Origin of the sequence: Mammaliicoccus sp. N-M50 (assembly GCF_022386995.1) — a bacterium.
Lineage (GTDB): Bacteria > Bacillota > Bacilli > Staphylococcales > Staphylococcaceae > Mammaliicoccus > Mammaliicoccus sciuri_A.
The window spans coordinates 186,588-199,014 of record NZ_JAJNJA010000006.1; the positions used below are offsets into that span (position 1 = coordinate 186,588).

7 protein-coding genes are annotated in these 12,427 nt (G+C 37.5%); all 7 read right to left on the minus strand.

From position 1 onward, the window contains the following. Positions 1-4 precede the first annotated feature (4 nt). Entirely contained in the window at positions 5-1,195 is a 1,191-nt protein-coding gene (gene tuf / locus LQ622_RS10800; RefSeq protein ID WP_037589925.1) for an elongation factor Tu, read from the minus strand. 136 nt (positions 1,196-1,331) lie between these two features. Next, entirely contained in the window at positions 1,332-3,413 is a 2,082-nt protein-coding gene (gene fusA, locus LQ622_RS10805; RefSeq protein ID WP_037589924.1) for an elongation factor G, read from the minus strand. A 142-nt stretch (positions 3,414-3,555) separates the two neighbouring features. After that, a complete protein-coding gene (gene rpsG, locus LQ622_RS10810) occupies positions 3,556-4,026 on the minus strand; it encodes a 30S ribosomal protein S7 (RefSeq protein WP_025904867.1) in 471 nt (156 codons plus the stop codon). Positions 4,027-4,111: 85 nt separating this feature from the next. Continuing rightward, positions 4,112-4,534 (minus strand): 30S ribosomal protein S12, encoded by a 423-nt coding sequence (gene rpsL, locus LQ622_RS10815; protein ID WP_037589923.1) that lies wholly within the window; start codon positions 4,532-4,534, stop codon positions 4,112-4,114. A gap of 91 nt (positions 4,535-4,625) precedes the next feature. Beyond that, positions 4,626-4,880: a ribosomal L7Ae/L30e/S12e/Gadd45 family protein gene (locus tag LQ622_RS10820; RefSeq protein WP_025904865.1), complete on the minus strand. Its 255-nt coding sequence runs from the start codon at positions 4,878-4,880 to the stop codon at positions 4,626-4,628. Between the two features lie 135 nt (positions 4,881-5,015). Continuing rightward, the gene (gene rpoC / locus LQ622_RS10825; RefSeq protein ID WP_037589922.1) at positions 5,016-8,633 is read right to left on the minus strand and encodes a DNA-directed RNA polymerase subunit beta'; all 3,618 of its coding nucleotides are present in this window, start codon (positions 8,631-8,633) and stop codon (positions 5,016-5,018) included. 100 nt (positions 8,634-8,733) lie between these two features. Further along, positions 8,734-12,288 carry a DNA-directed RNA polymerase subunit beta gene (gene rpoB, locus LQ622_RS10830; RefSeq protein WP_037589920.1) on the minus strand — a complete coding sequence of 1,185 codons (3,555 nt, stop codon included), beginning with the start codon at positions 12,286-12,288 and terminating at the stop codon, positions 8,734-8,736. Between the last annotated feature and the right edge of the window lie 139 nt (positions 12,289-12,427).

Consider the following 12,427-nt stretch of genomic DNA (forward strand, 5'->3'; position numbering starts at 1 on the left):
CGAATTAAGCTTCGATGATTGTAACAACGCCTGATCCAACTGTACGTCCACCTTCACGGATTGAGAAACGAGTACCGTCTTCAATAGCGATTGGTGAAATTAATTCAACGTCCATTTCAACGTTGTCGCCAGGCATAACCATTTCAGTACCTTCTGGTAAGTTAACTACACCAGTTACGTCAGTAGTACGGAAATAGAATTGTGGGCGGTAGTTTGTGAAGAATGGAGTATGACGTCCACCTTCGTCTTTAGATAATACATAAACTTCAGCTTTGAATTTAGTGTGAGGTGTGATTGAACCTGGTTTAGCTAATACTTGACCACGGTTAACGTCTTCACGAGCAACACCACGTAATAATGCACCGATGTTATCTCCAGCTTCAGCGAAGTCTAATAATTTACGGAACATTTCAACACCAGTTACAGTTGTTTTAGAAGATTCTTCAGTTAAACCGATGATTTCAACTTCTTCACCAACAGTGATTTGACCACGTTCAACACGGCCTGTAGCAACAGTACCACGACCAGTGATTGAGAATACGTCCTCAACTGGCATCATGAATGGTTTGTCAGAGTCACGTTCTGGAGTTGGAATGAATGTATCAACAGCTTCCATTAATTCCATGATTTTATCTTCGTAAGCTTCGTCGCCTTCTAATGCTTTTAATGCTGAACCAGCAATTACAGGAACGTCGTCGCCTGGGAAGTCATATTCAGATAATAAGTCACGAACTTCCATTTCAACTAATTCTAATAATTCTTCATCGTCAACCATGTCAACTTTGTTTAAGAATACTACTAATGCAGGAACACCTACGTTACGTGATAAAAGAATGTGCTCACGAGTTTGAGGCATTGGACCGTCAGCAGCAGATACTACTAAGATACCGCCGTCCATTTGAGCAGCACCAGTGATCATGTTTTTAACATAGTCAGCGTGTCCTGGGCAGTCAACGTGCGCATAGTGACGTTTTTCAGTTTCATATTCGATGTGTGAAGTATTGATTGTAATACCACGTTCTTTTTCTTCTGGAGCGTTATCGATTTGGTCGTAAGAACGAGCTTCTCCGTCACCAGAACGTTTTGCTAATACAGTTGCGATAGCAGCTGTTAAAGTAGTTTTACCATGGTCAACGTGACCGATAGTACCAATATTGGCATGTGTTTTTGAGCGATCAAATTTTTCTTTAGCCATTATGAAATCTCTCCTATTCATATTAAAAATTATTTTTTATTTAAGCCTCATGATGGTTACTCACCATCATGAGGATAACCTATAGTTAATTTATAAATCATTTTGATGAAAAAATCAATTTATTAAAGCGAATGTATTATTCACCTTTGTTTTTCTTGATAATTTCTTCAGAAATTGATTTAGGAACTTCTTCGTAGTGATCAAATACCATAGTATAAGTACCACGACCTTGAGTGTTAGAACGTAAGTTTGTAGCGTAACCGAACATTTCTGAAAGTGGAACAAATGCACGAACAACTTGAGCGTTACCGCGTGCTTCCATACCTTCAACACGTCCACGACGACTTGTTACGTCACCCATGATGTCTCCCATGTATTCTTCAGGCATAACGATTTCAACTTTCATCATTGGCTCTAAGATTACAGGGTTACATTTTTTAGCTGCTTCTTTAAGTGCTAATGACGCAGCAACTTTGAAGGCCATTTCAGATGAATCGACATCATGATATGAACCATCATATAGTTTAGCTTTAACGTCAACTAATGGATATCCAGCTAATACACCGTTTTCCATAGCATCTTTAAGACCAGCTTCAACTGATGGAATGTATTCACGAGGAACTACACCACCGACGATAGCATTTTCGAATTCGAAGCCGCCACCTTGTTCGTTAGGTGTGAATTCAATATGAACATCACCATATTGTCCACGTCCACCTGATTGACGAGAGAATTTACCTTGAACTTGTGCAGATTCTTTGAACGTTTCACGGTAAGATACCATTGGAGCACCAACAGTACATTCTACTTTGAATTCACGTTTCATACGGTCTACTAAGATATCAAGATGTAATTCACCCATACCACCGATGATAACTTGTCCAGTTTCATGGTCAGTGTGTGCATGGAATGTTGGATCTTCTTCTTGTAATTTAACTAATGCGTTAGTCATTTTATCTTGGTCAGCTTTAGATTTAGGCTCAACAGATAAGTGAATAACAGGTTCTGGGAATTCCATTGATTCTAAGATAATGTTATCTTTTTCATCACATAAAGTATCACCAGTACCAGTATCTTTAAGACCAACAGCACCTGCAATGTCACCAGAATATACAGTAGAAATCTCTTCACGAGAGTTAGCGTGCATTTGTAGGATACGACCTACACGTTCACGTTTACCTTTAGTAGAGTTTCTTACGTATGAACCAGATTCCATTGTACCTGAATAAACACGGAAGAATGTTAATTTACCTACGAATGGGTCAGTCATTACTTTAAACGCTAATGCAGCGAAAGGTGCTGAGTCATCAGGTCTAGCAATTACTTCTTCATCTTCGTTATCAGCTCTATGTCCGATAATAGGTTTAACATCTAATGGTGATGGTAAGTAGTCAATAACAGCGTCCAACATTAATTGAACACCTTTGTTTTTGAATGCTGTACCACATAATACTGGGTAGAATTCAACGTCACAAGTAGCTTGACGGATAGCCGCTTTAAGCTCATCAACTGTGATTTCTTCTCCACCTAAGTATTTTTCCATTAATTCGTCATTTGATTCAGAAACAGCTTCAATTAAAGCTTCACGAGCTTCTTCAGCTTGTTGTTTGTGAGATTCTGGGATCTCAACTTCGTCAATTTCAGTACCTAAGTCATTAGTGTATTGGAAACATTTCATTTCTACTAAGTCAATAATAGCGTTGAAATCGTCTTCCGCACCAATTGGTAACTGAATTGGATGAGCATTTGCTTGTAAGCGCTCATGTAGTGTACCAACTGAATATTCAAAGTTAGCACCCATTTTGTCCATTTTATTAATGAATACAATACGAGGTACTCCGTAAGTTGTAGCTTGACGCCAAACTGTTTCAGTTTGAGGTTCAACACCTGATTGCGCATCAAGAACAGTTACAGCACCATCAAGTACACGTAATGAACGTTCAACTTCAACTGTGAAGTCTACGTGTCCTGGTGTATCGATGATGTTTACACGGTGACCATCCCATTGTGCAGTAGTCGCAGCAGAAGTGATTGTAATACCACGCTCTTGCTCTTGTTCCATCCAGTCCATTTGTGAAGCACCTTCATGTGTTTCACCAATTTTATGGATACGGCCTGTGTAATAAAGAATACGTTCAGTAGTAGTAGTTTTACCAGCATCGATGTGAGCCATGATACCGATATTACGAGTGTTTTTCAAAGAAAAATCTCTTGCCATAGTATTCTTACTCCTTCCAAAACATTGGATATTTGGTTGTTGTTTATATAGATACTTTGATACCCTAAGTGTTTAAAAAACTATAGATGACCTATAAATAAGCCTCTTTATAATTTTAACGCTTAGGGTTCTAAGTTCTATCTTACCAACGGTAATGAGCAAACGCTTTGTTAGCTTCTGCCATTTTGTGAGTGTCTTCACGTTTCTTAACAGCACCACCAGTGTTATTGGCAGCATCTAAGATTTCATTAGCTAAACGCTCTTCCATAGTTTTTTCACCACGAAGACGCGCGTAGTTAACTAACCAACGTAAACCTAAAGTAGTACGACGTTCTGGACGTACTTCTACAGGTACTTGATAGTTTGAACCACCTACACGGCGAGCTTTAACTTCAAGTACAGGCATGATGTTGTTGATAGCTTCATCGAATACTTCCATAGCATCTTTACCTGAACGTTCTTGAACAAGTTCGAATGCAGAATAAAGAATTCTTTGAGCAGTACCACGTTTACCATCAAGCATGATTTTGTTGATTAATTTTGTTACTAATTTAGAGTTGTGAATTGGATCTGGTAAAACATCTCTTTTTGCAACTGGACCTTTACGAGGCATAATCGTAATCCTCCTTCCTCATTATAAAGTTTAATTGATTTATCGTCATTTAAAAAACTGTTATTTACAGAAATTTAATGTCAAATTATTTTTTAGCAGCTTTAGGTTTTTTAGCACCATAAAGTGAACGGCTTTGCATACGACCGTCAACACCAGAAGTGTCTAAAGCACCACGTACGATATGGTAACGCACACCAGGTAAGTCTTTTACACGTCCACCACGAATAAGTACAACACTGTGTTCTTGTAAGTTGTGACCAATACCAGGGATATACGCGTTTACTTCGATGTTGTTTGATAAACGAACACGAGCATATTTACGTAAAGCTGAGTTAGGTTTTTTAGGTGTCATTGTTCCTACACGAGTACATACACCACGTTTTTGAGGAGAGTATACAGTAGTCATTTTTTTCTTCATGCTATTGTAACCTCTGTTTAATGCTGGTGCAGTTGATTTTTGTGTTTTGCTAGTACGAGGTTTACGTACTAATTGGTTAATAGTAGGCATCTTTAATGTCCTCCTCTCTTCATTTCTTAATTCCACACATCCAGGTGGTTCATTTTAAGTCAAATAAAAATAGTAAGCACAGCTTACACATTTATTTAAGCAATGCAACAACTGTCGCATTAACTTCTATTCCATAGCGTGATCCAAGTTCTTGTCGACTAGGACTATAACTTATCGGAACGCCTGTCTCAAATGCTATCGATAACACTTTCGACAAAATATGAATATTGACATCTTGAGCAATGATTACTTGACGTACATCATGCTTCAATAATGCTTTAGTGGTCTGTTTTAAACCAATGACATAACTGTCTTGATTTAAGCTTAAGGCTTTTTCATTAGACATTTCATATCCTCCAAAGCGTCTGCTTTCATCAACCTTAACAATAATAACATTGCACAGTTATAAAGTCAATCATTTTTAAGGTGTTTTTATAATAAAATACAAGCTGTTCTAGGAACCTAGAACAGCCCATATATATTAGTCAGTTACAACTTGTTCTTCAGGTACTACTTCTTTTTCAACTTTTTCAAAGTCAACACCAGTATATCTTCTCATACCTGTTCCGGCAGGGATCAATTTACCGATGATAACATTTTCTTTAAGTCCAAGTAAGTCATCACGCTTACCTTTAATAGCAGCATCTGTAAGTACTCTTGTTGTTTCTTGGAATGAAGCAGCTGATAAGAAACTTTCAGTCTCAAGAGATGCTTTCGTAATACCAAGTAATACAGGTTTAGCAGTTGCTGGACGTTTACGCGTCGCAAATACTTCTCTGTTTGCATCAGTGAATGTATGAATATCAACTAATGCACCTGGTAATAGTTTAGTATCTCCTGCTTCAATAATTCTTACTTTACGAAGCATTTGTCTAACCATAACTTCAACGTGTTTATCTGAAATTTCAACACCTTGCATACGGTAAACTTTTTGTACTTCTTTAAGTAAGTAACTTTGAGTTGCATTTAAGCCTGCAACAGCTAGTAATCCTTTAGGTTCGATTGAACCTTCAGTCATAACTTCACCACGTTCTACGTATTGACCTTCTTCAACTTTAAGTCGAGCAGTACCTGGTGCGTTATAAGTACGGATTTCATTTTCGCCTTTAACTTTAATTTCTTGTTGACGATCTTTAACAATCGTAATTTCAGTTACTTCACCATTAATTTCAGAAATAACAGCTTGTCCTTTAGGGTTACGTGCTTCAAATAGCTCTTGAATACGAGGTAAACCTTGAGTGATATCGGCACCTGCTACACCACCTGTATGGAATGTACGCATTGTAAGCTGAGTACCTGGTTCACCGATTGATTGTGCAGCAATTGTACCAACTGCTTCACCAACTTCAACTTGTTCACCAGTTGCTAAGTTCTTACCATAACATTTTTCACATACACCGTGACGAGTGTTACATGTAAATGCAGAGCGAATATGCATTTCAGTAATACCTGCATCAACTATTTGTTTAGCAATATCAGCAGTTATTAATTCATTAACTTTAATAATTACTTCATCTGTTTCAGGATGACGTAATGTTTCTTTAGAGTAACGACCTTCAATACGTTCAATGAATGGCTCGATTAACTCTGATCCTTCTCTAATATCTGAAACAAGTAATCCACGGTCAGTTCCACAGTCTTCTTCTCTAACGATAACATCTTGTGCTACGTCAACTAGACGACGTGTTAAGTAACCTGAATCGGCAGTTTTCAGCGCTGTATCGGCAAGACCTTTACGCGCACCGTGAGTAGAGATGAAGTATTCAAGTACTGTTAAACCTTCACGGAATGAAGATTTAATAGGTAACTCGATAATTCGACCAGATGGGTTAGCCATCAAACCACGCATACCAGCTAATTGAGTGAAGTTAGATGCGTTACCACGGGCACCAGAGTCACTCATCATGAAGATTGGGTTTAAGCTGTCTAATGACATCATTAATTTAGCTTGAATATCATCTTTAGCTTTTGTCCAAATTTCAATTACAGCAGCATAACGTTCGCTTTCAGTAATTAAACCACGGCTAAACTGTTTCTGTACTTTATCTACTTTGACTTCTGCTTCTCCAATAATTTCTTGTTTATCAGGAAGTACCACAATGTCAGAAACCCCAACTGTAATACCAGCTTTAGATGAGTATTTAAATCCTAAATCTTTCATCTTATCAAGCATTACTGATGTATCTGTAATGTGGAATTTATTAAAGATTTCCGCAATGATTTGACCTAAGAATTTCTTGTTAAATGGTTTAACAAGTTCAACATCTTGTAAGTACTCGATTAATCCACCTTCTGGAATATCAGTAGGTGATACAAAGTATTTGTCAGGTGTTGATTTTTCTAAATTGAAATTCGTTGGTTCATTAATATACGGGAATGAATCCGGCATAATTTCATTGAATATCACTTTACCAACAGATGTGATAAGTAGTTTATTGTTTTGTTCTTCTGTAAATGTTGGGTTCTTTAATGATCTTGCATGAACAGCTATACGTGAGTGTAAATGAACATAACCATTTACATACGCTTTAATAACTTCATCTGTTTCACTAAAGATTTCACCAGCTCCTGTAGCGCCTTTACGTTCAAGTGTTAAGTAATAGTTACCTAATACCATATCTTGAGAAGGTGTTACGACTGGTTTACCATCTTTAGGGTTCAAGATGTTTTGAGCTGCAAGCATTAACATACGTGCTTCTGCTTGTGCTTCTTTTGATAATGGAACATGGACAGCCATTTGGTCACCATCAAAGTCAGCGTTATAAGCAGTTGTTACAAGTGGATGAAGTCTGATTGCACGACCTTCAACTAGTGTAGGTTCAAATGCTTGAATACCTAAACGGTGAAGTGTTGGTGCACGGTTTAATAGTACTGGATGTTCTTTAATAACATCTTCTAGTACATCCCAAACTTCTTCTTCCATTCTTTCTATTTTACCTTTTGCATTCTTGATGTTTGTAGCAATTTCACGTTCAACAAGTTCTTTCATAATGAAAGGTTTGAACAATTCTAACGCCATTTCTTTCGGTAAACCACATTGATACATTTTAAGGTTTGGTCCAACTACGATAACTGAACGACCTGAATAGTCAACACGTTTACCAAGTAAGTTTTGACGGAAACGACCTTGTTTACCTTTTAACATATGTGACAATGATTTTAATGGACGGTTACCTGGTCCAGTTACTGGACGACCACGACGACCATTATCAATTAAAGCATCTACAGCTTCTTGTAACATACGTTTTTCATTTTGAACGATAATACCAGGTGCACCTAAGTCTAATAAACGTTTCAAACGATTATTACGGTTGATAACACGACGGTATAAATCATTTAAATCACTTGTTGCGAAACGTCCACCATCTAATTGAACCATTGGACGAATTTCAGGTGGAATAATTGGTAATACATCTAAGATCATCCAAGATGGATCATTACCTGAGTGACGGAATGATTCAACAACTTCTAGACGTTTAATTGCTCTTGTCAATCTTTGTCCTGTTGCTGATTCTAATTCTTCACGTAATTCTTTTAATTCTTTATCTAAGTCGATATCGCTTAATAAGTCACGGATTGCTTCTGCACCCATTTTTGCTGTGAATTTACCTGGATATTTATCATAATACTCACGGAATTCACCTTCAGTTAATAATTGTTTCTTCTCTAATCCAGTTGGACCTGGATCAATTACAGTGTAAGAAGCAAAGTATATAACCTCTTCAAGTGAACGTGGTGACATATCAAGTAAAAGTCCCATACGACTTGGGATACCTTTGAAGTACCAAATGTGTGAAACTGGAGCTGCTAATTCAATGTGCCCCATTCTTTCACGACGCACTTTTGATTTAGTAACCTCTACACCACAACGGTCACAGACCATGCCTTTGTAGCGTACTCTTTTATATTTACCACAACTACATTCCCAGTCCTTAGTTGGACCAAAAATTTTCTCACAGAATAAACCATCTCTTTCAGGTTTTAACGTACGGTAGTTAATTGTTTCTGGTTTTTTCACTTCACCAAATGACCAAGAACGGATCTTTTCAGGTGAAGCAAGTCCTATTTTCATGTAATGGAAATTATTTACATCAATCAAGGAGCCTACCTCCTTCAATTTAAATTAGTTGTGCCGGTTGATTGATAATGTATAACAAATGAAAAGCGCAAATGGTTAATCAAATGCGCTTTATTAACTTTTAGTCAGTTACTTGTTGTCCTTCTATTGATGCATCTTGTGAAACACCTAAATCAACTTTCTTGTCCATCATATCTTCATCTTCTAAATCACGCATTTCGATTTCGTTATCGTGTTCGTCCATAACTTTAACGTCTAGACCTAAACTTTGTAACTCTTTCATTAATACGCGGAATGATTCAGGAACACCTGGTTTAGGGATGTTTTCTCCTTTTACGATAGATTCGTAAGTTTTAACACGACCTACTGTGTCATCAGATTTATAAGTTAAAATCTCTTGTAAAGTATATGCTGCACCGTAAGCTTCAAGTGCCCATACTTCCATCTCACCGAAACGTTGTCCACCAAATTGAGCTTTACCGCCAAGTGGTTGTTGTGTAACAAGTGAGTATGGTCCAGTAGAACGCGCATGTAATTTATCGTCTACCATGTGTGCAAGTTTAAGCATGTACATTACACCTACAGATACACGGTTATCAAACGGTTCACCAGTACGACCATCGTATAGTACAGTTTTACCATCACGAGCCATACCTGCTTCTTCAATAGTTGACCAAACATCATCATCGTTTGCACCATCAAATACTGGTGAAGCAACATGAATACCTAAATTCTTAGCTGCCATTCCAAGATGAAGTTCTAATACTTGTCCGATATTCATACGAGAAGGTACACCTAATGGGTTTAACATGATGTCAATTGGTGTTCCATCTGGTAAGTAAGGCATATCTTCTTCAGGTAAGATACGTGAGATAACACCTTTGTTACCGTGACGACCACACATTTTATCTCCGACATGTATTTTACGTTTTTGAACGATGTATACACGTACTAATTGGTTTACACCTGGAGATAATGAATCATCGCCTTCTTCTCTGTTAAATACTTTAACATCTAATACAATACCACCTGCACCATGAGGTACACGTAATGAAGTATCACGAACTTCACGAGCTTTTTCACCAAAGATTGCATGTAATAATCTTTCTTCAGCTGTTAATTCAGTTACACCTTTAGGCGTTACTTTACCAACTAGGATATCTCCGTCTTTAACTTCAGCACCAACATAAACGATACCACGATCATCTAAGTTCTTAAGCGCGTTGTCAGAAACGTTAGGAATATCACGTGTGATTTCTTCAGGTCCTAATTTAGTGTCACGAGCTTCTGATTCATATTCTTCAACGTGAATTGAAGTATAAACATCATCTTTAACAAGACGTTCACTCATGATTACAGCATCCTCATAGTTATAACCGTCCCAAGTCATGAATCCAACGACTACGTTACGTCCAAGTGCCATTTCACCAAGTTCCATTGAAGGACCATCAGCTAAAATTTCACCTTTAGAAACAATGTCTCCGCTCGCAATGATTGGACGTTGGTTGTAACAAGTACCTGAGTTACTACGTTTGAATTTAGATAATGGGTAACGATCTAATTCTGTTTCGATCTCTTTACCGTTCTCTTCAACAATACGTCTAACAAGGATTTCTTTTGCTTCTACGTGCTCAACTCTACCTTTATACTTAGCAACTACTGCTGCACCTGAATCACGTGCAGTTACGTGTTCCATACCAGTACCAACGAATGGTGCTTCTGGGTTCATTAAAGGTACCGCTTGACGTTGCATGTTCGCACCCATAAGCGCACGGTTAGAGTCATCGTTTTCTAAGAACGGAATACATGCTGTCGCTGCAGAAACAACTTGTTTAGGAGATACATCCATGTAGTCCATACGTTCTTTAGGTTTCGTAGTGTTGTCCCCACGGAAACGACAAAGTACTTCGTCATCTACGAATTTACCTGTTTCATCAAGTACAGAGTTTGCTTGCGCAACTACATAGCTGTCTTCTTCGTCAGCTGTTAAGTAGTCAATTCTGTCAGTAACTTGGTTTGTTTCGATGTTTACCTTACGATAAGGTGTTTCAATGAAACCAAATTCATTAACTCTTGCATAACTTGATAATGAGTTGATTAAACCAATGTTTGGTCCCTCAGGCGTTTCAATTGGACACATACGACCATAGTGAGAGTAGTGAACGTCACGTACTTCCATACCAGCACGCTCACGAGTTAAACCACCCGGTCCTAATGCTGATAGACGACGTTTATGCGTCAACTCTGCTAATGGGTTTGCTTGGTCCATGAATTGAGATAATTGAGAGCTACCAAAGAATTCTTTAATAGATGCAATTACTGGACGAATATTAATTAATTGTTGAGGTGTGATTGAATCAGTGTCTTGAATTGACATACGTTCACGTACAACACGTTCCATACGTGATAAACCAATTCTGAATTGGTTCTGTAGTAATTCTCCTACTGAACGTAGACGACGATTACCTAAATGGTCGATGTCATCTGTGTAACCTACACCATGTAACAAGTTGAAGAAATATGATAGTGAAGAAATAATATCTGCTGGCGTAATACATTTCACTGCTTCATCAGGGAATGCATTACCAATCACTGTTGTCGTACGTTTTTCTTCATCACCAGGAATATAAATTTTAACTGTTTGAACTTCTACTGGCTCATCTAAGACACCACTATTAAGTTCATAAACATGAATATTAGCGTTTGATTCTAAAACATCGATGATTTTATCTAAATTACGACGGTCTAAAACAGTACCTTCTTCTGCCGCAATTTCACCTGTTTCAACATCAACGATAGGTTCAGCTAAAGTTTGGTTGAATAAACGATGTTTAAGATGTAATTTTTTATTCATTTTGTAACGACCTACTGCCGCTAAATCATAACGTTTTGGGTCAAAGAAACGTGAATATAATAGACTTTTAGCGTTCTCTACTGTTGGTGGTTCTCCCGGACGTAAACGCTCATAAATTTCAAGCAATGCTTGGTCTGTTGTTTCAGTATTATCTTTGTCTAATGCATTTCTTAAATACTCATTATCACCAAGTAAATCAATGATTTCTTGATCTGATGAGAATCCTAAAGCACGGATTAATACTGTAATTGGTAATTTACGTGTTCTGTCTATTCTTACGTAAGGAACATCTTTAGCATCTGTTTCATACTCTAACCATGCACCACGGTTAGGAATTACAGTAGTTCCAAAACTCACTTTACCGTTTTTATCAACTTTTTCGTTGAAGTAAACGGATGGTGAACGTACAAGTTGAGATACAATAACACGTTCTGCACCGTTAATTACAAAAGTACCAGTGTCAGTCATTAATGGGAAATCACCCATGAATACTTCTTGATCTTTCACTTCGCCTGTTTCTTTGTTAATTAAACGGACTTTAACGCGTAATGGTGCTGCATATGTTGCATCACGGTTTTTAGATTCTTCTAAATCATACTTTGGTTCACCTAGACGGTAATCTACGAACTCTAAAGAAAGGTTACCTGTAAAATCATCAATTGGAGAAATGTCGCGGAACATTTCTAATAAACCTTCTTTTAGAAACCATTCATATGATTTCGTTTGAATCTCTATTAAGTTAGGTAGTTCTAAAATCTCGGAAATTCTCGCATAACTTCTACGAACACGATGTCTTCCATACTGGATAAGTTGACCTGTCAACAGATTCACCCCTCAAATATTGTGAATATAACTTTGCGCCTTACAAAATAAATATAATAAGACAAAAAGAAAACGGAAAGTCAATGATTCCATTTTCTATTTCGTACGACTTATTCCTAACATTCAATTAAGGGCGACG

What these genes read in the sequence shown, in the direction of transcription:
- tuf (WP_037589925.1), bottom strand. Translation starts at nt 1,195, where the DNA reads ATGGCTAAAGAAAAATTTGATCGCTCAAAAACACATGCCAATATTGGT.
- rpsG (WP_025904867.1), bottom strand. Translation starts at nt 4,026, where the DNA reads ATGCCTCGTAAAGGTCCAGTTGCAAAAAGAGATGTTTTACCAGATCCA.
- rpsL (WP_037589923.1), bottom strand. Translation starts at nt 4,534, where the DNA reads ATGCCTACTATTAACCAATTAGTACGTAAACCTCGTACTAGCAAAACA.
- LQ622_RS10820 (WP_025904865.1), bottom strand. Translation starts at nt 4,880, where the DNA reads ATGTCTAATGAAAAAGCCTTAAGCTTAAATCAAGACAGTTATGTCATT.
- fusA (WP_037589924.1), bottom strand. Translation starts at nt 3,413, where the DNA reads ATGGCAAGAGATTTTTCTTTGAAAAACACTCGTAATATCGGTATCATG.